General features: G+C 63.9%; 16 protein-coding genes and 1 riboswitch. Of the genes, 10 read left to right on the forward strand and 6 right to left on the reverse strand.

All coding sequences use genetic code 11. From position 1 onward, the window contains the following. Positions 1-74: 74 nt before the first annotated feature. From CW305_RS17040 to CW305_RS17050, 3 genes are all read right to left on the reverse strand, one after another. The gene (locus CW305_RS17040) at positions 75-662 is read right to left on the reverse strand and encodes a TMEM165/GDT1 family protein (protein ID WP_014821310.1); all 588 of its coding nucleotides are present in this window, start codon (positions 660-662) and stop codon (positions 75-77) included. A 90-nt stretch (positions 663-752) separates the two neighbouring features. Next, positions 753-869, reverse strand: a riboswitch (yybP-ykoY riboswitch). Between the two features lie 54 nt (positions 870-923). Continuing rightward, positions 924-1,922, reverse strand: a complete 999-nt coding sequence (locus CW305_RS17045) for a methyltransferase (RefSeq protein ID WP_104098476.1) — start codon at positions 1,920-1,922, stop codon at positions 924-926. Positions 1,923-2,006: 84 nt separating this feature from the next. Next, positions 2,007-2,966 carry a 2-hydroxyacid dehydrogenase gene (locus tag CW305_RS17050; protein ID WP_104098477.1) on the reverse strand — a complete coding sequence of 320 codons (960 nt, stop codon included), beginning with the start codon at positions 2,964-2,966 and terminating at the stop codon, positions 2,007-2,009. A 68-nt stretch (positions 2,967-3,034) separates the two neighbouring features. On the opposite strand from CW305_RS17050, the gene CW305_RS17055 reads away from it, so the two are divergent. The 6 genes from CW305_RS17055 (at position 3,035) to CW305_RS17080 (ending at position 13,223) form a co-directional block, all read left to right on the forward strand. Then, complete coding sequence (locus CW305_RS17055) at positions 3,035-3,664, forward strand: LysE family translocator (RefSeq protein ID WP_031297223.1); 630 nt, start codon at positions 3,035-3,037, stop codon at positions 3,662-3,664. Positions 3,665-3,770: 106 nt separating this feature from the next. Further along, positions 3,771-5,456, forward strand: a complete 1,686-nt coding sequence (locus CW305_RS17060) for a fatty acid--CoA ligase (RefSeq protein WP_104098478.1) — start codon at positions 3,771-3,773, stop codon at positions 5,454-5,456. Positions 5,457-5,671: 215 nt separating this feature from the next. Next, positions 5,672-6,316, forward strand: coding sequence for an MBL fold metallo-hydrolase (locus tag CW305_RS17065; protein ID WP_104098479.1), 645 nt, complete (start codon positions 5,672-5,674; stop codon positions 6,314-6,316). Between the two features lie 138 nt (positions 6,317-6,454). Next, complete coding sequence (locus tag CW305_RS17070) at positions 6,455-7,108, forward strand: YiaD family glycine zipper/OmpA-like lipoprotein (RefSeq protein ID WP_003302724.1); 654 nt, start codon at positions 6,455-6,457, stop codon at positions 7,106-7,108. Between the two features lie 148 nt (positions 7,109-7,256). Then, positions 7,257-10,973 (forward strand): CHASE domain-containing protein, encoded by a 3,717-nt coding sequence (locus tag CW305_RS17075; RefSeq protein ID WP_104098480.1) that lies wholly within the window; start codon positions 7,257-7,259, stop codon positions 10,971-10,973. Between the two features lie 126 nt (positions 10,974-11,099). Continuing rightward, positions 11,100-13,223: a putative bifunctional diguanylate cyclase/phosphodiesterase gene (locus tag CW305_RS17080; RefSeq protein ID WP_101274379.1), complete on the forward strand. Its 2,124-nt coding sequence runs from the start codon at positions 11,100-11,102 to the stop codon at positions 13,221-13,223. Between the two features lie 9 nt (positions 13,224-13,232). Here CW305_RS17080 and CW305_RS17085 read toward each other — a convergent pair whose 3' ends face one another. The 3 genes from CW305_RS17085 to CW305_RS17095 form a co-directional block, all read right to left on the reverse strand. Further along, positions 13,233-14,141, reverse strand: coding sequence for an acyltransferase (locus CW305_RS17085; protein ID WP_104098481.1), 909 nt, complete (start codon positions 14,139-14,141; stop codon positions 13,233-13,235). 131 nt (positions 14,142-14,272) lie between these two features. Next, positions 14,273-16,369, reverse strand: coding sequence for a phosphate acetyltransferase (pta, locus tag CW305_RS17090; RefSeq protein ID WP_104098482.1), 2,097 nt, complete (start codon positions 16,367-16,369; stop codon positions 14,273-14,275). Between the two features lie 164 nt (positions 16,370-16,533). Then, the gene (locus CW305_RS17095; protein ID WP_014821300.1) at positions 16,534-17,721 is read right to left on the reverse strand and encodes an acetate kinase; all 1,188 of its coding nucleotides are present in this window, start codon (positions 17,719-17,721) and stop codon (positions 16,534-16,536) included. 238 nt (positions 17,722-17,959) lie between these two features. Between CW305_RS17095 and CW305_RS17100 the strand changes: the two genes are divergently transcribed. The 4 genes from CW305_RS17100 to CW305_RS17115 all read left to right on the forward strand — a co-directional run bounded on the left by CW305_RS17100 (position 17,960) and on the right by CW305_RS17115 (position 20,949). Beyond that, positions 17,960-18,445, forward strand: a complete 486-nt coding sequence (locus CW305_RS17100) for an FKBP-type peptidyl-prolyl cis-trans isomerase (protein WP_014821299.1) — start codon at positions 17,960-17,962, stop codon at positions 18,443-18,445. Between the two features lie 114 nt (positions 18,446-18,559). Further along, the gene (locus CW305_RS17105) at positions 18,560-19,042 is read left to right on the forward strand and encodes a glutathione peroxidase (RefSeq protein ID WP_003302715.1); all 483 of its coding nucleotides are present in this window, start codon (positions 18,560-18,562) and stop codon (positions 19,040-19,042) included. A 141-nt stretch (positions 19,043-19,183) separates the two neighbouring features. Then, positions 19,184-19,843, forward strand: coding sequence for a TetR/AcrR family transcriptional regulator (locus CW305_RS17110; protein WP_104098483.1), 660 nt, complete (start codon positions 19,184-19,186; stop codon positions 19,841-19,843). Beyond that, positions 19,840-20,949 (forward strand): NADH:flavin oxidoreductase, encoded by a 1,110-nt coding sequence (locus tag CW305_RS17115; protein ID WP_014821297.1) that lies wholly within the window; start codon positions 19,840-19,842, stop codon positions 20,947-20,949. The genes CW305_RS17110 and CW305_RS17115 overlap by 4 nt, the downstream gene beginning before the upstream one ends. Positions 20,950-20,971: the final 22 nt, after the last annotated feature.

Below are 20,971 nucleotides of genomic sequence, written 5' to 3' on the forward strand. Positions count from 1 at the left end.
CTCCTCGGGGCGCTGATGTGCGCTGCGGTAGCGCACTCTATCAGCTCCCCGGTGGCGCAGATTTGCGCTGGGTATCAGCCTGAGACAATCGTGCTCATGGACAGCGCCTGATAGCCGGCGTACAGCGCGAGTGCGGCAAAGCCGGCCGCGGCGACCCGGCGGATCAGCGTCAACGGCAGGCGGTCGGCGGCGAAGTGGCTGATCAGCACCACCGGAACGTTGGCCAGCAGCATGCCGACCGTGGTGCCGAGGATGACCAGGATGAATTCCGGATACTGTGCGGCGAGCATCACCGTCGCGACCTGGGTCTTGTCGCCCATCTCGGCAATGAAGAAGGCGATCGTTGTCGCGACGAAGGGGCCGTAGGCGCGGCCCAGCTTGGCATCGTCGTCATCCAGTTTGTCCGGCACCAGCGTCCACAGCGCTACCGCGGCGAAGCTTGCCGCCAGTATCCAGCTCAGCGCCACCGGCGAAAGCAGGCTCGATACCCAGCTGCCGACCGCGCCGGCGGCGGCATGGTTGGCCAGTGTGGCGACGACGATGCCCCAGATTATCGGCCACGGTCGTCGATAACGCGCCGCCAGCAGCAGCGCGAGCAACTGCGTCTTGTCGCCGATTTCGGCGAGCGCAACGATCAGGGTGGGGACGAAAAACGATTCCAAGCGGCATTCCTTTAGGGCGGGTCGACAGATTCACCATGACATGCGCAGCCTGCCCGCCCGGGTCAGGTGTACATGTCATGGGTCTTGTCAAACCTGGCCTGGCGTATCGTTACGCGCTGGCCGGTCGCATGCGCCATGGTCTGCGGACCAAGTATGTTGACGCATGCCGGACGAGCAGGGCGCTCGTCGGAGACTACTCCCCCAAGGACGGCGGCGAGTTTGCCGCAACCGGCCGGTCGGTGCAACCGCCGGTCGCGGGCGTCAGGGGTGCACGGCGCGGTAGATACGGAAGCCGTCGCGCTCTGCAAGCGTGTGACAGGGGCCAAGATGCTGCTCGACCAGGGGGGGATACCTGAGGAACGCGTTGGCTACCAGGCGCAGCTCGCCACCGCTGACCAGGTGCTCGGCGGCGCGCTCGATCAGCGCCTCGCTGGCCCGGTAGCTGGTGTGCACGCCCTGGTGGAACGGCGGGTTACTGACGATCGCCGCCAGGTGTCGTGGCGCGGCGTCGATGCCATCCCCGGCAATCACTTCAGCTTCGAGTCCGTTCGCGGCGAGCGTCCTGCGGCTGCTCTCGATGGCGAAGGCGTCCACATCCAGCAGCAGCAGATTGCTTTGCGGATAGCGACGCTTGAGCGTGGCGCCGAGAATGCCGGCCCCACAGCCGAAGTCGAGCACATGCCCACTTGGAAGGCCATCGAGATGCTCGAGCAGCAGGGCGCTGCCGACATCCAGGCGACCATGGCTGAACACGCCGGGCAGGCTGATGACCTGCAACGGGCCGTCCGCCAGCTCAAGGGTGAAATGGTGCGCCAGGGCGTCCAGTTCGGGAGCAGCAGGTACCTGCTCGACCATTACCTGCCAGAGCTGGCAGTGGCGGGCGCTGTCGAGCTTGCGCGCGCGGCCGAACCCGGCCAGTTGCCTGGCGGCGCGCTCGACGCCGGCACGTTTCTCGCCGACCAGATACAGCGGCCGTCCGTTGAGGCGCGCCGCCAGCGTTTGCAGCAGATAGTCGGTGAGCTCGCGGGATTTCGGCAGGAACAGTACGGCGGCGTCGAACTCGCCCGGTACCGGTGCGACGCCAAAGCTGCAACGCCCACCGAAGCGCCGGTCCAGCAATTGCTGCTCGCCCGCATGCCAGCTCCAGCCAACCGCGGCGGGGAGCTGACCCAGCAGGTCGTCGGCGGGCGGCCCGGCCAGCAGCAGCCGGCCTTGAAACAGCTCGGCCTGACGCAGCAGCACTTCGCTTCGAGGGTCCATTGGCGTCTCCCGGAAAAAGTCGGGGAGCTTAGGGGCTATCGGCGTTTTCTCGCAAGCCGGGACGCCCAGCCCCTGGGCCGGTGCTCAGTTCACCTGCCGAATCGGCGCGCCGGCAAAGAACGCCGTTGCATTCTCGGCGAGCTGCCCGACGATGCGCTGGCGCGCCTCGCGGCTGCCCCAAGCGCTGTGTGGGGTGATGATCAGGCGTGGCAGGCTCGGGTCCAGCAGCGGGTTGTCGTCGCTCGGCGGCTCGCTGGTCAGAACGTCGGTGGCGGCACCACCCAAGTGACCGCGGCGCAGGGCATCGGCCAATGCCTGTTCATCGACCAAACCACCACGGGCGGCGTTGATCAGGAACGCGCTCGGCTTCATCAGTTGCAGCTCGCGCGCACCGATCAGATTGCGCGTCTGCTCCGTCAGCGGGCAGTGCAGCGTCAATGCGTCCACCTGCGGCAGCAGTTCGTCCAGATCCAGGCGTTCCGGGCGCTTCGGCCGCCCCGGCAGGTTGCCGACCAGCACGCGCATGCCGAACGCCTCGGCCAGTCGCGACACCGCGCTGCCGAGCTCTCCGTGGCCGAGCAGGCCGAGGGTCTTGCCTTCCAGCTCGACGATGGGGAAGTCCAGCAGGCAGAACTGACCGCTTTCCTGCCAGCGGCCGCGGGCGACGGTCGCCTGGTAGTCGGGCAGGCGCGTGGCCAGTGCCAGCAGCAACATCAGGGTGTGCTGGGCCACGGTTGGGGTGCCGTAGGCCTGGCAGTTGCAGACCACGATGCCGCGCTCGCCAGCGGCCTGCAGGTCGATGTTGTTGACTCCGGTGGCAGAGACCAGGATCAGCTTGAGATCGGGGCAGGCCGCCAGGGTGTCTGCACTCAGCGCGACCTTGTTGACGATGGCCACCTGCGCGCCGCGCAGACGCTCGACAATCTGATCCGCTGTGCTTTGCTCATGACACACGAGTTCGCTGAACGCGTCCTGCAGCGGGGTCAGATCGAGGTCGCCTTGTTCGAGTGGGGAAAGATCGAGGAAAACGGCGCGACTGGACATCAACTGTACCTTTCGAAGAAGCCGGGGCTGATCGACAATGAAGCCCGGCATTGCGTGGAGACTGGATTGTGTACTGGATGGAATTTATGACCGTGGCGCTGGTGCATCTGCTCGCGGTGGCCAGCCCGGGACCGGATTTCGCGGTGGTGGTCCGCGAAAGCGTGACCCAGGGACGCCGTGTCGGAAGCTGGACGGCGCTGGGCGTCGGCTGCGGGATATTCGTCCACGTCGCCTATTCCCTGCTCGGCATCGGCCTGATCGTCTCGCAGTCGATTGTGCTGTTCAACCTCTTCAAGTGGCTGGCTGCAGGCTATCTGCTCTATCTCGGCTGGCGCGCGCTGCGTGCACGACCCATGAGCCTGGATACGGCAGACGAGGTCGACACCACGTCGGATCGCTCACCCTGGCAGGCGTTCGTCGTCGGCTTCGTCACCAATGGCCTGAATCCCAAGGCCACGCTGTTCTTCCTCTCGCTATTCACGGTCGTGATCAGCGCCGATACGCCACTGTGGGTGCAGGCCGGTTACGGCGTCTACCTCGCCGGTGCCACTGCGCTGTGGTTTCTGCTGGTGGCCTGGCTGTTCAGCCGAGGCCGCGTGCGTGCTGGGTTTGCGCGAATGGGCCACTGGTTCGACAGGCTGACCGGCGCCGTGCTGATCGGCCTTGGTGTACGCCTGGCGGTAAGCGAGATCGGTTAACACGCTGAAACGAGGTGCGCGGAAAATAATCCTTTGGACTGATTTTGCCTGGGGGCGGACGCTCTAGAGTGCTGTTTACAACTCCAACAAGAACAGGATGCCCCTCATGCTGCAGACCCGTGTCATCAAGCCCGCGGCGAACGCTTACCAGTACCCTCTGCTGATCAAGCGCCTGCTGTTGTCCGGCGTGCGCTACGAGCGCACCCGCGAGATCGTCTACCGTGACCAGCTGCGTTACGACTACCGCACCCTGAATCAACGTGTCGCGCGGTTGGCCAACGTGCTGACTGCAGCCGGCGTTAAGGCAGGTGACACCGTGGCGGTGATGGACTGGGACAGCCACCGCTATCTGGAATGCATGTTCGCCATTCCTATGATTGGCGCCGTGGTGCATACCATCAACGTGCGGCTCTCGCCGGACCAGATCCTTTACACCATGAATCACGCCGATGACCGCTTCGTGCTGGTCAACAGCGAGTTCGTGCCGCTGTACCAGGCGATTGCCGGGCAGCTGACCACCGTGCAGAAGACGCTGCTGCTCACCGATGGCGACGTGCACGACGCCGGCCTGCCGGATTGCGTCGGCGAGTACGAAAGCCTGCTGGCCGCCGCCGAGCCGAGCTACGACTTTCCCGATTTCGACGAGGACTCGGTCGCCACGACCTTCTACACCACCGGCACCACCGGAAACCCCAAGGGCGTCTACTTCACCCATCGCCAGCTGGTGCTGCACACCCTGGCTGCGGCAGTGACGGTCGGCTGCCGGGAGAATCCTCGGCTGATGGGCTCGGACGACGTCTACATGCCGATCACGCCGATGTTCCATGTGCATGCCTGGGGTTTGCCCTACGTCGCCACCATGCTCGGCCTCAAGCAGGTCTATCCCGGGCGTTACGATCCCGAGTACCTGATCGACCTGTGGCGCCGTGAGCAGGTGACTTTCTCCCATTGCGTGCCGACCATCGTGCAGATGCTGCTCAACGCCAAGGCGGCGCAGGGCACCGATTTCAAGGGCTGGAAGATCACCATTGGCGGCAGTGCGCTGACCCGCGGCCTGTATGACCAGGCCAAGGCCCGTGGCATGAACCTGATCGCTGCCTACGGCATGTCCGAGACCTGCCCGCTGATTTCCGGCGCGCACATCAACGACGAGCTGCTCGAGGCGGACGAAGACACCCGCAGTACCTTCCACCTCAAGGCCGGCGTCCCGGTGGTGCTGGTCGATGCGGCGATTCAGGCGGCGGACGGCAGCTTCCTGCCGGCGGATGGAAGCTCCCAGGGCGAACTGGTACTGCGTGCGCCCTGGCTTACCCAGGGCTATTACAACGAGCCGGAGAAGAGCGAAGAGCTGTGGGCTGACGGCTGGCTGCACACTGGCGACGTCGCGGTGATCGACGAGATGGCCAATATCGAGATCCGCGACCGCATCAAGGATGTGATCAAGACCGGTGGTGAATGGCTGTCCTCCCTCACCCTTGAAGGGCTGATCAGCCGTCATGAGGCGGTGCGCGATGTCGCCGTGGTTGGTGTGCCGGACGAGCGCTGGGGTGAGCGACCCTTTGCCCTGGTGGTGCTGGGCGAAGGCTGCGAACTGAGCGCTGCCGACTTGCAGACCTTCCTTGAGCCGGCAGTGGCCGAGGGGCACATCAACAAGTGGGCGATCCCACAGCAGATCGCGGTGGTCAGCGAGATTCCAAAGACCAGCGTCGGCAAGCTGGACAAGAAGCGCATCCGCAGCGAAATCGCGCGTTGGCAGAAAGAGGGGAGCGCCGAGCAGACCTCGCTCAGCTGAAGCGAGGTCACGTATCGGTTCAACGCTCGGTAGGGTCCGTCCACGGATTTGCCGGGCGCCCTGATACCGGGTGATCACCGTCGTGATCGGCCTGAACCATCGCGGCGGGCATTCATCGATGTCGATCCGGGCAGTTGCCTGAAGCCTGCCCACTCGGCAAGCTTCCCTCCCTGCGCGCCCGCGTAGCGAGAGATTGCCAAGCACCCGAGGACGTCATGGCTGCCACCCAACCGATGCTGATTCGCGAAACCTTCCCCGTCGGCCCTTTGCAGTGCAACTGCACGATCATTGGCGATCCTGTCAGCAAGAAAGCCATCGTGGTCGATCCGGGTGGCGATCCTGAACTGATCATGGCGCGACTCGACGCCCATGGCCTGAAGGTGGTGAGCATCATCCATACCCATGCGCACCTGGACCACTTCCTCGCATCCGGCTCGATGAAGGAGAAGACCGGCGCCACGCTCCATCTGCACAAGGCCGATCAGGTGCTCTGGGACAACCTGGAGATGCAGTGCCGCATGTTCGGCGTGCCTTACCGTCCGGTGCCAGCGCCCGATCAGTGGCTGAGCGACGATGAGGAGCTGGCCTGTGGCTGTGGCGTGGCATTGCACACGCCGGGGCATACGCCGGGATCCATGAGCTTCTGGTTCGCCGACGCCAAATTGCTGATCGCGGGCGACACCCTGTTTCGCCGCGGCATCGGGCGCACCGATCTGTGGGGTGGTGACTACGCCACCATCCAGCGCTCCATCAAGCAGCGGCTCTACTCGCTGGATGAAGACGCGACCGTGGTTACCGGCCACGGCCCGGATACGCGGCTGGGGGACGAAATGCGCGAGAATCCTTTCGTCCGGGCCTGACCCGGGGTGCCGTTGGCCGGGTTCTGCTGCACGGTTCCTATCCCAGGCGGTGACCGATGGTACTCTAGCGCCGCATTCAGGGCCGCGCTCGCAAGGGCTGGGGACTGCCCTGGTAACCGACGAGAGAAGGAAGTAACTATGAAAATGCTGAACATGACCGCCCTCGCAGCGAGCGTCGCTCTGCTGGTGGGATGCACCACCAATCCCTACACTGGCGAGCAGCAAGCCGGCAAGGCCGGCGTTTACGGTGGTATCGGCGCCGTCAGTGGCGCCGTCATCGGTGCGGCGACCTCGAGCAAGAAGGATCGCACCAAGGGCGCGTTGATCGGTGCAGCGGTCGGTGGTGCGGCTGCCGGTGGCTATGGCTACTACGTCGACACCCAGGAGGCAAAGCTGCGCCAGACGCTGCAGGGTACCGGTGTTCAGGTTCAGCGCAATGGTGACAACCTGACGCTGATCATGCCCGGCAACATCACCTTCGCCAGCAACTCGGCGGATATCTCCAGCAGCTTCTACCCGACCCTGAATTCCCTGGTGCAGGTGTTCAAGGAGTTCAACAAGAACGGCGTCGATATCGTCGGCCACACCGACAGCACCGGCTCCCTGCAGCTGAACCAGGACCTGTCCAACCGCCGCGCCCAGAGTGTTGCTTCCTACCTGGTCGGCAATGGTGTGGCCGCTTCGCGGATTTCTTCCTACGGTGCCGGCCCCAGCCAGCCGATCGCCAGCAACGATACAGCTGCCGGTCGCGCGCAGAACCGCCGCGTCGAGATCAACCTGCGTCCGTTGTAAGCATTCATAGGCCGCGAGGCTGCAACGGCCTCGCGGACGTCGAAATTCAGACGCCATAATTCCGTTTATCGCTGCTTCCATTGAACCTCTCTGCGCTATTCGTATCTGACATTCGATAGCACGCCAGTTGTGGCACAGAGGAGGTCGAATGGATGATCGTACCGCTCTCCATTCCCGCAGGTCCTGGTTGCCATTATTGGTCGCTCTGGCCCTGATGGCGGGCCTGGGTGGATGGATCGGCTGGCAGTGGCATGTCCAGGAACAGCGCAGCAAGGTCGAGCAGGAGCAGCGCTTCACCTTCGCTGTGGATGACATCGAACACACGCTACGCGAGCGGATGCGCGCCTACGAGATGGTCTTGCGCGGGCTTGCTGGCGTCGTTGCCGGCAGCGACGAGGTCCGCATCGATGACTGGGCGCGGGCCGTGGACCAGCTGCAGCTGCAGGACTTCTATCCGGGCATCCAGGCTGTCGCGCTGGCGCGGCATGCGACGCCGGAAACCCTCACCACCCTGATCGACCAGATCCGCGCCTCCGGCCGCGAGCGCTTTCGCATGTATCCGCCGGGCGACCGCGAAGAGTACGTGGTGACCGACTACATCCATCCGACCGACTGGCGCAATCGGCGGGTGCTCGGCTTCGATCTGTTCAGTGAGGCGACCCGCCGCGAGGCGATCATCAGTACGCGCAACAGTGGGAATCCGGTGCTCACGGGGCCGTTGCGCCTCAAGCAGGAAACCGAGCAGAACGTACAGGTGGGTGTTCTGTTGTTCTTTCCGATCTATGCGGCGACGGCGCCGGTTACCACCGAGGAGGAGCGTCAGCGCGCCTTTGTCGGCACCCTGCACGGCGCCTTCCGTCTGACCGACCTGATGGAAGGCATCCTCGGCTCGCGCAGCCGAATGCTGCAACTGCAGCTGTTCGATGCCGCCAATCCGGAGTCGCCACTGCTCACCGGACGTGCGCCGGTCAGCGCCGACGCCAAGTTCCAGCGCATTCGGAATATTTACATGTACGGCCGCAGCTGGCAGCTGCAGGTGGCCAGCACGCCGGAATACGAGGCGGTGCTGCGTGACAACAATCGGGCCTTCAGCCTCGCCGCGGCGCTTATGGCGGCGGCATTGTTCTCGTTGCTGGTGGGCGGCTATTTGTATCTGCGCGAACGTGCGCTGCGCAACAGTCAGGTATTGAGCCTGCAATTGCAGGAGCGCGAGGCGCGCTTCCGTCAGCTGATCGAACAATTGCCGGTGGCGACCCTGCTATGCAACGCCGGTGGGCGCATCGAACTGGCCAACCAGAGCGCCGGGCAGCTGTTCGGCAGCTCGACGGAGCTGCTGGCCGGCGAGCGTGTGAGTCGTTACGTGCCCGGCGTGCTCGGCGAGCAGGTGCTCGGGCAACTGCGCGAAACCAGTCAGCTCGAACTGCAGGCGCAGCGCGAGGACGGCAAGGCGATCCCGGTTGCCGTCAGCCTGACCAGCTTCAGACATGACGATGTCTTGTATTACGTCCTGAATCTGCTCGATCTGCAGGCGCGCAAGCGCGACGAGGAGCGCTTCCGTAATGTCGTCGAGGCCTCGCCCAATGCCTTCGTGCTGGTGGATACCCGCGGCGACATCGTCATGGTCAATCGCCAGACCGAGCTGCTGTTCGGCTATGAGCGCCAGGAGCTGGTCGGGCAGCCCGTGGAACTGCTGTTGCCCGAAGCCTTGCGCGAAGCGCATCGCGGTCTGCGCCAGGGTTATGCCGAGAATCCGGAACCACGTCGCATGGGCGGCAACCGCGAGCTGTTCGGCCGCCACCGCGACGGCAGCGCGTTGCCTGTGGAAATCGGCCTGTCGCCCTTGCGCAGTGGCGACGAGCAGCTGGTGCAGGCTGTGATCATCGATATCAGTCACCGCAAGGCGGCCGAGCGTCGCTTGCGCGAGCAGGCCGACCAGCTGGCAGTAGCCAATCGCTACAAATCCGAGTTTCTCGCCAATATGTCCCACGAGCTGCGCACGCCGCTCAACAGCATTCTCATCCTCAGCGATCAGCTGCGTCAGAACGGCTCGGGCAACCTCAACGACAAGCAGGTCCGGCATGCCGACATCATTCATCGCGCCGGTCATGAGCTTCTGCAGTTGATCAACGATGTGCTGGATCTCGCCAAGATCGAGTCCGGCCATATGCAACTCAAGCTGGAGCCGCTGAACCTGCGTGAGTTGCTGACCGAACTGGAAACCTCGCTGACGCCGATGGCCGAGCAGAAGGGCTTGGCGCTGAAGGTGGTGGTCGACGCCGACGTACCGCCTGCGCTGAATTCCGACCGGGCCCGGCTGCAGCAGATTCTGCGCAACCTGTTGACCAACGCCTTGAAGTTCACCGAGCAGGGGCAGGTGGAGTTGCTGGCGAGCTACCCGCCGGAGGACGCTGACGGACAAATCCTGCAGCTGCAGGTACGTGACAGTGGCATCGGCATCGCCGAGGACCAGCAGGAGCGGATCTTCCAGGCGTTCCAGCAGATCGATGGTTCGATCAGCCGTCACTACGGTGGCACCGGTCTGGGCCTGGCGATCACTCGCCAGTTGGTGGAGGTGCTCGGGGGGCACGTCACGGTTGATAGCGAACTCGGCAACGGCGCCACCTTCACTGTGCGATTGCCGGTGGAGTCGACGTCCGGCGCATCAGCGCAGGCGCTGTTGCCGCGCCAACCGCAGCGCCGTGGGCGTGGTCCGGGGCTGTTGATCATCGAGGACGATGCCGATTTCGCATCGGTAGTGGCGGAGGTCGGGCAGAGCCACGGCTTTACCAGTCTGATCTGCAGCACCGGTCAGCAGGGGCTGGAAGCCCTGCGGCGCGAGCACTTTGCCGCAGTGATCCTTGACATTCTGCTGCCGGACATCAGTGGTTGGCAGGTGCACCGGGAATTGCGTGGCGACGAGCGTCATCAGGGCATGCCGGTGCTGATCATTTCCTGCGTGCCGCAGCCTCACGACTGGCATGACGATGGTTCGCGCTATCTGGTCAAGCCGGTAGCGCAGGCCGAACTCGAGCGCATCTTCATCGAACTGGCGCGCCACGAACAGAATTCGCTGCGCCTGCTGCTGGTGGAGACCGATCCTCGTCGCCGCGAACTGATCCGTGTGTACTTCGAGCGGCTCGGCTATAGCGTCACGCTGGCAGGGGGCGCCGAAGCGGCCCGGCTGGCGTATGCCGAACAGAATTTCACTGTGGTGGTGGTCGAGCAGGAACTGGCAGACGGCAGCGGGCTGGATCTGCTGGATGCGCTGGAGCGCCTGCGTTCGCTTCGCGGCGTCACGGTGTTGGTGAACAGTCGTGAAAAGCTGTCGGATACAGACCTGCAACACTTGCGCCGTTATTCGGCTTCAGCACTGTCCAAGGAGGATGATGTGAAACGTATGGGAGAACTGGTTCGCCGAGGGCCAACGGTGTCGTCGCCAAGCGCCGCGGCTTCGCTGCAGGTGGCGGCGTCGGGCCGGCGCGTGCTGCTGGTGGATGAGGATGTACGGCTGATCTATTCGCTGACCGCCCAGCTCGATGAGCTCGGGCTGCTGGTGGTCCCGGCCACAAGTGCCGACGAAGCGGTCGAGCGTTTCGATGAGGATGCCTTCGATCTGGTACTGCTGGACATGAGCCAGCCTGGGGCGGAAGGTCCTGATTTGGCGCAGCGGCTTAAGCAGGCGCATGACTGTCAGGCCCCCATCGTTGCGCTGGTGACAACGACCGGTGGGGGTGAGCGCGAGCGTTGCATGGCGGCTGGTGCCGACGACGTTCTGCTCAAACCCGTCGAGGCCACGGCGCTGGCGGCGCTGTTGCTGCAATGGCTGGGTCTGGAGAGCGGTGCGGCCGAGGCTGAAGAGGAGTAAGCAAGTCGTGCGTGTTGAACATGCCTGTGGTGATGCGTTGATCGAACGATATGACACCTGGTGCGCGAATTCCCCGTGGGACGCTTGTTGTCGGCAGTTTGGCAACGGATTGCTCGGAGGTTGGCGATGACGCAGACGCAGCTCAAGGCCAAGCCACGCAGCCGTACGCTGCTGGTGGTGGACGACCGGGAAGCGAATCTGGTGGCCATGGAAGCGTTGCTGGGCGATGGTGACTGGCAGGTGCACACGGTCAACTCCGGCGAGGCTGCGCTGCGGGCCCTGCTGGAGCTGGACGTCGAGCTGGTGTTGCTGGACGTGCAGATGCCCGGCATGGATGGCTTCGAGGTCGCCCGGCTGATGCGTGGCAGCCCGCATACCCGCTACACGCCGATCATCTTCGTTTCGGCCATCGCGCATACCCGCGACTCCGTGCTGCGCGGTTACGCCACCGGCGCGGTGGACTTCATCCTCAAGCCGTTCGATCCACAGGTGCTCAAGCACAAGATCAACACCTTGCTGGCCCACGAACACAACCGCCGTGATCTGCAACTGCTCACACAGCAACTGGACAGCGCCCGTGCATTCAATGCCTCGGTCCTGAGCAACGCGGCCGAGGGCATTCTGGTGGTCGCCGAGGACGGCTATATCAGCTTCGCCAATCCGGCGATCGCCGGCATGCTGCACACGCGTGTCGAGGACCTGCAGGGCACGCCGCTGCTCTCGCATCTGGCGGCGCCGGAGATGCCGGCCAACTGGCAGGAGTCGGACTTCTACCGTTACTGGCGCAGCGGCTCGACCTATCGTCTGCACGAGGCGCAGCTGCACACCGCCACCGGTACGCCGTTGCCCGTCGCGTTGTCCAGCTCGCCGCTGCCGCGCCAGCAGCGCTCCATGGTGGTCATCGCGTTGGACATGTCGGTGGTGCGCAACCTTCACGTTCAGCTGGAGACCCAGGCGGTCACCGACTCGCTGACCGGGCTGCTGAACCGGCGTGGCTTCCATCAGGCGCTGGAATCGTCGCTGGCGCGGGTCGATCGCAACGGCAAGCGCATGGCCATCCTTTATATCGATCTGGACGGCTTCAAGCGCATCAACGATTCGCTCGGCCACGATGCCGGCGACGAAATTCTGTGCAAGGTGGCGCGCCTGCTGGAGACCTGCATGCGTCCTTACGACATCATCGCGCGCATGGGCGGCGACGAGTTCACGGCGCTGCTGGATTCCCTCGATCACCCGGAGGATGCCGCACGGGTAGCGGAGAAGCTGATCGAGCTGATCTCGGTACGGCACAGGATCGACGGTACCGAGGTGACCCTTGGTGCCAGTATCGGCATCGCTCACTTTCCCGACTGCGGGGTCAGCGTCGATCAGCTGCTGCGCTCGGCAGACATGGCGATGTACGAGGCCAAGCGTGCCGGTCGCCGCCAATACCGATTCTTCTCCAGCGACATGAACGAACGCGCGCATGCGCGGCTGATGATGGAGGAAAACCTGCGCAGCGCCACCGAGCGCAACGACTTCGAGCTGCTGTACCAACCGCAGATCATGCTGGCGACCGGTAAGCTGAGGGGGTTCGAGGGGTTATTGCGCTGGCCCCAGGGTGATGCAGAGGAAAACCAGCCGGGCAACTTCATCCCATTGCTGGAAGAAACCCGGTTGATCGAGCGGGTCGGCGACTGGGTGCTGCGCGAAGGCATGAATCAGTACTGTCAGTGGCTGCCGTCATTCGGCAGCGATCTGATTCTCAGCCTGAACGTCAGCCCGGTGCAGTTCAGCCGGGCTGGGCTGTTCGATTCGCTTCGCCGTCTGCTGGATGAATATCAGCTCCACCCTGCGCAACTGGAGCTGGAGGTCACCGAAGGCACGCTGATGCAGGATCTCGAGCAGAGCTGCGAGAAACTACGGCAATTGCGCAAGCTCGGCGTGCGCGTGGCCATCGACGATTTCGGTACCGGTTATTCGTCGCTGGCTTATCTGCGGCACTTCGAGCTGGATACACTGAAGATCGACCGACTTTTCATCGCCAACATGCTGGATTCCCCCCGCGATGCAGCGGTGGTCAGCACCATCATCGATCTGGGCCGCAACCTCAACCTGGAAGTGGTGGCCGAGGGCGTGGAAACCCGGGCGCAGCTTGACTGGCTGGTGGAGAACGGCTGCGACGTCATGCAGGGCTTTCTCGTCTCACCGGCATTGAGCGCCGAGCAGGCGCGGGCCTTTCCCACTCAGGTCGCCTGGGACGCGCTCTGAGCGAGCTGGTCAGGGCTGCACCGGAAACTGCTGGTGCAGTTGCTCCAGTTGCCGATCCTTTTCACTCCAGAGCCCGTTGACCCACTGCTGGAATGCCAGCCGATACGACTCGTCCTGGTCGTAGTTGCGGCGGAGGAATTCGGCGGGTATCGGCTGTGCCTGGAGGCGCACGATTACCTGATGGATATTGCCGGCGAGCAGGTCCCAGAAACTCGGGCGACCGTCCGGGTAATGGATGGTGATGTTGATCAGCGCCGTCAGTTGCTCGCCCATGGCGTCGATGACGAAGGCAATGCCGCCAGCCCTTGGCTTGAGCAGATAGCGATAGGGTGCGGCTTGTTCGGTGTGCTTGTCCTCGGTGAAGCGTGTGCCTTCGAGGAAGTTGAACACCGACACCGGATTGGTCCGATAGCGCTCGCAGGCTTTGCGTGTGGTCGCCAGGTCCTCGCCACGCTTCTCCGGGTACTTGGCCAGATACTCCTTGCTGAAGCGCTTCATGAAGGGAAACTCCAGCGCCCACCAGCACAGGCCGATCACCGGGACCCAGATCAGCTCCTGCTTGAGAAAGAACTTGAGGAACGGCATGCGCCGGTTGAGCTGGTATTGCAGCACGAGGATGTCCGCCCAGCTCTGGTGGTTGCTGGTGACCAGGTAGGAGTGATGCATGTCAACCTGATCCAGACCCTGCACGTCCCAGCGGATCGGGCGAACCAGATCCATCCAGAAGCTGTTCATCGCGATCCATGACTCGGCGATCCAGTGCATGCCGAAGCGCAGGCTGCGTTGTATCGCAGGGATTGGAAACAGCAGCTTGAGCAGCGAGAGCGCAAACAGCGGCCAGCACCAGAACAGGGTATTGAGCGCAAGCAGCAGGGCGGCGAGCGTGCCGCGGAGTGGAGCGGGGAGAAAGCTCAGCATGAAGTTCTTGTCGATACGGCTGATTCGAGGCGCCAAGAGTAGCGATTACGCGCTGAACTGCAACTATCGAGAGGGGTGAAGCACTGGCGCCGCCTGCCGGAGGGCGAGGCGGCGCCAGTCAGAAGCGGCCGTCAGGCCTTCTGGTTGGCAGCCTGCAGAGCGGTCAGGGCGATGGTGAAGACGATGTCATCCACCAGGGCGCCGCGGGACAGGTCATTGACCGGCTTGGCCAGGCCTTGCAGCATCGGGCCGACGCTGAGGCAGTTGGCGTTGCGCTGAACCGCTTTGTAGGTGGTGTTGCCGGTGTTCAGGTCGGGGAAGATGAACACCGTGGCTTGGCCGGCGACCTTGCTGTTAGGGGCCTTCTGCTTGCCGACGCTGAGCACGGAGGCGGCGTCGTACTGCAGCGGGCCGTCGATCGGCAGCTCGGGCGCACGACCCTGGGCGATGCGGGTGGCTTCAGCGACCTTCTCGACTTCTGCACCGCTGCCGGAGCTGCCGGTCGAGTAGCTGATCATCGCGACGCGCGGGTTGACGCCCAGGCCCACGGCGGACTCGGCGCTCTGCAGGGCGATCTCCGCCAGTTCGGTGGCGCTCGGGTTCGGGTTGACCGCGCAATCGCCGTAGACCAGAACCTGATCCGGCAGCAGCATGAAGAACACCGAGGACACCAGGCTGTAGCCCGGTGCGGTCTTGATCAGCTGCAGGGCAGGGCGGATGGTGTTGGCGGTGGTGTGCACGGCGCCGGAAACCAGGCCGTCCACTTCGTCCAGCGCCAGCATCATGGTGCCGAGGACCACGGTGTCCTTCAGCTGCTCGCGGGCGTCGTCCGGGGTCAGGCCCTTGGCCTTGCGCATTTCGCACATCGGCTCGACGTAGCGGTTGGCGATGTTGTCCGGATCGAGAATCTCCAGGCTGGCGGGCAGGGTGATGCCTTGCTCGCGAGCGACCTGCTGGACTTCTTCCGGCTTGGCCAGCAGCACGCAGCGGGCGATGCCACGCTCCTGGCAGATGGCGGCGGCGCGGATGGTGCGTGGCTCGTTACCTTCGGGCAGCACGATGCGCTTGTTGGCATCCTGCGCGCGCTTGACCAGCTGGTAGCGGAAGGCTGCCGGCGACATGCGCAGCTCGCCGCGCGGCACGCTGTAGCGGGTGTGCAGAAACTCGGGGTGCAGGTGCTTGGCGATGAACTCGGTAACGCGGGTGGCGCGCTCGATATCGTCCGCCGGGGTTTCCTTGTTCAGGCCGAACAGGTTGTTGGCCGTATCGTAGGAGTTGCTCTCGACGGTCATCACCGGCAGGCCGCCATCCAGGGCGGCCTTGCACAGCTCGAGGATGCGCGGGTCCGGCTCGAAGTCGCTGCACAGCAGCAGGCCGGCAAGCTTCTCGCCGTTGAGCGAGGCCAGGCTGGCGGCGAGGATGATGTCGTCGCGGTCGCCCGGGGTCACCACGAGCACGCCGGAGCGCAGCAGTTGCACGGTGTTGGGCACGGCGCGGGCGCAGAGAACGATCTTGTTCACGCGGCGCTGGTCGGCCTCGCCTGCGTTGAGCACCTGGGCGCCGAGCAGTTCGGCGATGTCACGGGTGCGCAGGGCGTTGAGTTCCTCGGAGAACGGGATGGCGCCGAGCAGTTGGAAGTCGGCGCTGCCCAGCAGCGGCAGGTGCTGCTTGAGGCTGTCGATGAAGGCCGGCAGACCTTCCTCGGTCTTGACCTTGTTGAGGATCACGCCGAGCACTTTCGGATCCTTGGCGCCGCCGTACAGCTGGGCCTGGATCTCGATGCGTTCGGCCAGGCGCTTGAGGCTGTCGCTGCCCTGGGCCGCGATGAGGATGACCTCGGCGTCCAGGCTCTTGGCCAGCTGGGTGTTGATGCGCTGGGTGTAGTTGGACTCGCGGGTCGGCACCATGCCTTCGACGATGACCACGTCCTTGCCGACAGCAACCTGCTGGAAGCGGCTGACCACGTCTTCGAGCAGCAGGTCGATCTCGCCATCGGCGAGCTGGCGCTCTACCTGCTCCAGCGGCAGCGGTTCGGGCGAGGTCAGATTAAGGGTGCGCTCGACCAGGATGCAGGAGCGCTCACGGCCCTGATCGACCGGAAAGGGCTGGGCGATCGGCTTGAAGAAACCGACCTTCAGCCCGGCGTTTTCCAGGGCGCGAATCAGGCCGAGGCTGATGGAATTGAGGCCGCCGCCGAAACCGGTAGGGGCTAGAAAGATTGTGTGCATGGCATCTCCTTGAGGGCAGGGTGCTCGGGGTAACGGTGCTGGGCGCCGGCAAGGCTAGGGCAGTTGCCACGGGACGGAAACTGCCGGATTGCCGCGGCGCTGATGTGCAAAGACCCGACCGCCAGGGGCTGTCGGGTCTCGGAATCGCTACATGGCTACTGCGCTCAGGCGTCCAGCAGGGCCAGCGTATCGAGGGCAATCTGGCGCTCCTCGTTGGTCGGGACGACCATGACGCGCGGGCTGCCTTCAGCCTGGATTTCGCCGGCAACGCCGCGGGTGCAGCGGGCGTTGGCTTCGGCGTCGAGCTTGAAGCCGAACAGCTTGAGGTGTTCCAGTGTCCGCTCGCGCACTGCCGAGGAGTTCTCGCCGATACCACCGGTGAACACCAGGCCGTCCAGCTGCGGCAGGGCGCAGGACATGGCGGCCAGCGACTTGGCCAGGCGGTAGCAGAATACCTCGAAGGCCAGCACCGCGCCTGGATGACCGGCGTTGCGGGCATCGGCCAGGGTGCGCATGTCGTTGGACAGACCGGAGAGGCCCTTCAGGCCGCTTTCTTTGTTGAGCATGTTGTCGATCTTGGCCAGGTCCCAGCCCAGCGTCTTGCTCAGGAAGTTGTGCAGGCTCGGATCGACGTCACCGCTGCGGGTGCCCATCACCAGGCCTTCGAGCGGCGTCAGGCCCATGCTGGTGTCGCGGCTTTCACCGTTGACTACCGCGCAGGTGGAGCAGCCGTTGCCCAGGTGAGCGACCAGCCAGCTGCTGTTCTCGACCGGTACGCCGGCCAGTTCGGCGGCGCGCTTGCTGACGTAGCGGTGGCTGGTGCCATGGAAGCCGTAGCGGCGTACACCATGATCCTTGTACAGCACATCCGGCACGGCATAGCGGTAAGCATGCTCGGGCATGGTCTGGTGGAAAGCGGTGTCGAACACGCCAACCTGCGGCAGCTCGGGGAACAGATTGATGGCGGCGTGAATGCCGCTCAAGTTGGCCGGGTTGTGCAGCGGCGCCAGCTGAATGTTGGCTTCGATGCCGGCCAGGGTTTCATCGGTGAGCAGCGAGGAGGCAAAGAACTTTTCGCCGCCGTGCACTACGCGGTGGCCGATGCCATCCAGATGTCCGCCAGCGGCGTCTTCCACGCGCGGCAGGATCTGGGCCAGAGCAGCCTGATGATCGGCATTCGGCACCTTGACGCTTTCCTTGCCGGCTGCGCTCTCGAAGTGGATGACGGCTTCCGGGCTGCCGATGCATTCGGCCAGGCCTTGTAGCGGGAAGGTCGCTTGCGCTTCGTTGACCAGGGCGAACTTGATCGACGAGCTGCCACAGTTAATCACCAGGATGTTACGAGCCGACATCGGTGCTCCTTGGTTCTCTAATGTTATTGATATGGGTGCCAAAGATACTTTCCGCCGATTCTTGCACATCGGCCATGAAAGCGATGCCATCCAAAGGTTGTAGTCCCATGTTCAATGGCACTACACGCGGGGCGAGGGCGACGAACGGCATTGGCCCGTTCATCCAAGGTCGGTTCGCAATCGGCGCGGTGGATGGTTAAACTTCGACATCCATTCTCTAAAGCAAAGGTTCTGCCCCATGCTGATTGCCGCTAACAAGGCTGTCTCCATCGACTACACACTCACCAACGACGCCGGTGAGGTGATCGACAGCTCGGCCGGCGGCGCGCCGCTGGTCTACCTGCACGGCGCAGGCAACATCATTCCGGGCCTGGAGAAGGCCCTCGAGGGCAAGCAGGGCGGTGACCAGATCCAGGTCGCCATCGAGCCGCAGGACGCTTACGGCGAGTACAGCGCGGAGCTGGTCGCTACCCTCAATCGCGCCATGTTCGAAGGCGTCGACGAGCTGGAAGTGGGCATGCAGTTCCACGCTTCCGGTCCGGACGGCGGCATGCAGATCGTCACCATTCGTGACGTGGAAGGCGACGACGTGATCGTCGACGGCAACCACCCGCTGGCCGGCCAGCGCCTGAACTTCGACGTCAAGGTCGTCAGCGTGCGTGACGCCAGCGAAGAAGAAGTTGCCCACGGCCACGTCCACGGCGAAGGTGGCCACCACCACTGATCCGGGTCGCCGCATAGGCGTCCGCAGGCACGGCGGCAGGAACCGCTGTCGTGCGGATCGAAAAGAAGAGCGCTCCGGTCGTTGCCGGGGCGTTTTTTCGTTAGGAGAGATGAGATGAGCGCATTCCACCAATTGGTGTTGCCAGGCCTGGGCAGCGAGGAGCTGCCGTTGGCGCAGTTCGGCGATCGGATCACGCTGGTGGTCAACGTCGCTTCGCAGTGCGGGCTGACCCCGCAGTACGCCGGCCTGGAGCGGCTGCAGCAGCAATACGCTGCCCGCGGCTTCAGCGTGCTGGGCGTGCCATGCAATCAGTTCGCTGCGCAGGAGCCGGGCAGCGATGAGGAAATCCGCTCGTTCTGCACACTCAACTATGGTGTGAGCTTTCCTCTGAGCGGCAAGCTCGAGGTGAACGGTCCGCAGCGCCATCCGCTGTATCGTTTGCTGGCTGGCGAAGGTGCCGATTTTCCGGGGGACATCACCTGGAACTTCGAGAAGTTCCTGGTGGGCAAGGACGGCCGTGTGCTGGCCCGTTTCTCACCGCGCACCACGCCCGACGACCCCGCCCTGATCCAGGCGATCGAAACAGCCCTGGCCTGATCTGCAGTTCTGCGACCGTACGCGCGGTCGCGTTCTCTTTCTTGAGTACTGAATATACCGGCCATGCTTGCCGTGGTTGCCGCTGAATAAGTGTCATGGATGATGCTGTGCCGGCGAGACGACCGGTCATATTCTCGCTGCATGACCAATCCAGCACGCAACGACAAGCGCGACCTGATCCTGTCCAAGGGTGCCCGGGTGATGACCCGCTGCGGCTATCACGGCACCGGTGTCCAGGAAATCGTCCAGGCGGCCGGTATTCCCAAGGGGTCGTTCTATCACTACTTCGCCAGCAAGGAAGACTTCGCCCTGCAGGCGCTGGACTATATCTATGCGCCCCGGCTGGAGCGCTATCAGGCGGCGCTGAGCAACTCAGCAGTCTCGCCCCGGCAGCGCATCCTCGACTACTACGCCGATCTCGTTGCGCACTTCGCCCGCCAGGAAAAGCCCGAATATCACTGCTTCATCGGCAGCCTCAGCTTCGAGATGGCCGAGCTGTGCCCGGCCATCGCCAAACGGCTCAGCGCGATACTGACGCAATCGGTCGAGTTGCTTACGGCCTGCCTCGAACAGACGCGTGACGCTGGAGAGATCGCGGCCGATTGCGATTGCGCAGTGCAGGCGGAATTCATAAGCAACGCCTGGGAAGGTGCGCTGCTGCGCATGAAAGTGAGCGGCAGCGTTGCGCCTTTGCAGATGTTTTTCCAGCAGCTCGAACGCCTGTTGGCGCCGGCTGCAATAACTTCGCCGGGGCATGAGCGCCCGGCTGCCTTGACCAATGCCACAGGAGTCGATCGATGACCGCCAGCGTACAAGCCTTGTTTCAGCCCTTTGAGTTGGGTGCTCTCCGTTTGCCGACCCGTGTGGTCATGGCGCCGATGACCCGTTCGTTCTCGCCTAACGGCGTACCCACTGCCGATGTGGTCGAGTACTACCGCCGTCGTGCTGCCTCCGGGGTCGGGCTGATCATCACCGAGGGCACCACGGTCGGCCACGCCGCGGCAAACGGTTATCCCCATGTGCCGCGTTTCTACGGTGAAGATGCGCTGGCTGGCTGGAAGGCTGTGGTCGATGCGGTGCACACCGCTGGTGGCAAGATCGTCCCGCAGCTCTGGCACGTCGGTAACGTGCGCCGCAAGGGCACCGAGCCGGAGCCGGAGGTCGTCGGTTACGGTCCGATGGAGAAGCAGAAGGACGGTCAGGTCGTCGTTCATGGCATGACCAAGCAGGACATCCAGGATGTGATCGAAGCATTCGCTCAGGCTGCCCGCGATGCTCAGGCGATCGGCATGGACGGCGTGGAAATCCACGGTGCCCACGGCTACCTCATTGACCAGTTCTTCTGGGAAGGCAGCAATCAGCGCACCGATGAGTACGGCGGCAGCCTGGCCAACCGCTCGCGCTTCGCCATCGAGCTGGTGCAGGCCGTACGTGCAGCGGTCGGCCCCGGTTTCCCGATCATCTTCCGCTTCTCGCAGTGGAAGCAGCAGGACTACACGGCGCGCCTGGTGCAGTCGCCCGAAGAGCTTGGCGAGTTCCTGGCACCGTTGTCGGCGGCCGGCGTGGACATCTTCCATTGCTCGACGCGCCGTTTCTGGGAACCGGAGTTCGAAGGCTCCGATCTCAACCTGGCCGGTTGGACCCGCCAACTGACCGGCAAGCCGACCATCACCGTCGGCAGTGTCGGCTTGGATGGCGAATTCCTGCAGTTCATGGTCAAGACCGACAAGGTGGCGCAGCCGGCCAACATCGAGGGATTGCTGGAGCGTCTGAACAAGCAGGAGTTCGATCTGGTGGCGGTGGGGCGTGCGCTGATCTGCGATCCGGATTGGGCGGTTAAGGTGCGTGAAGGGCGGATGGAAGAGATTCTGCCGTTCAGTCGTGAGGCGTTGAAGACGCTGGCGTGAGTGAGGGCGGCAGCCAGGGTGA

This window comes from Stutzerimonas kunmingensis (assembly GCF_002929225.1).
GTDB lineage: Bacteria > Pseudomonadota > Gammaproteobacteria > Pseudomonadales > Pseudomonadaceae > Stutzerimonas.

Bases quoted from the DNA above. Each gene is read 5' to 3' on its own strand.
- CW305_RS17045 (WP_104098476.1), bottom strand. From the start codon at position 1,922: ATGGACCCTCGAAGCGAAGTGCTGCTGCGTCAGGCCGAGCTGTTTCAA.
- CW305_RS17050 (WP_104098477.1), bottom strand. From the start codon at position 2,966: ATGTCCAGTCGCGCCGTTTTCCTCGATCTTTCCCCACTCGAACAAGGC.
- CW305_RS17060 (WP_104098478.1), top strand. From the start codon at position 3,771: ATGCTGCAGACCCGTGTCATCAAGCCCGCGGCGAACGCTTACCAGTAC.
- CW305_RS17065 (WP_104098479.1), top strand. From the start codon at position 5,672: ATGGCTGCCACCCAACCGATGCTGATTCGCGAAACCTTCCCCGTCGGC.
- CW305_RS17070 (WP_003302724.1), top strand. From the start codon at position 6,455: ATGAAAATGCTGAACATGACCGCCCTCGCAGCGAGCGTCGCTCTGCTG.
- CW305_RS17075 (WP_104098480.1), top strand. From the start codon at position 7,257: ATGGATGATCGTACCGCTCTCCATTCCCGCAGGTCCTGGTTGCCATTA.
- CW305_RS17080 (WP_101274379.1), top strand. From the start codon at position 11,100: ATGACGCAGACGCAGCTCAAGGCCAAGCCACGCAGCCGTACGCTGCTG.
- CW305_RS17085 (WP_104098481.1), bottom strand. From the start codon at position 14,141: ATGCTGAGCTTTCTCCCCGCTCCACTCCGCGGCACGCTCGCCGCCCTG.
- pta (WP_104098482.1), bottom strand. From the start codon at position 16,369: ATGCACACAATCTTTCTAGCCCCTACCGGTTTCGGCGGCGGCCTCAAT.
- CW305_RS17095 (WP_014821300.1), bottom strand. From the start codon at position 17,721: ATGTCGGCTCGTAACATCCTGGTGATTAACTGTGGCAGCTCGTCGATC.
- CW305_RS17100 (WP_014821299.1), top strand. From the start codon at position 17,960: ATGCTGATTGCCGCTAACAAGGCTGTCTCCATCGACTACACACTCACC.
- CW305_RS17105 (WP_003302715.1), top strand. From the start codon at position 18,560: ATGAGCGCATTCCACCAATTGGTGTTGCCAGGCCTGGGCAGCGAGGAG.
- CW305_RS17110 (WP_104098483.1), top strand. From the start codon at position 19,184: ATGACCAATCCAGCACGCAACGACAAGCGCGACCTGATCCTGTCCAAG.
- CW305_RS17115 (WP_014821297.1), top strand. From the start codon at position 19,840: ATGACCGCCAGCGTACAAGCCTTGTTTCAGCCCTTTGAGTTGGGTGCT.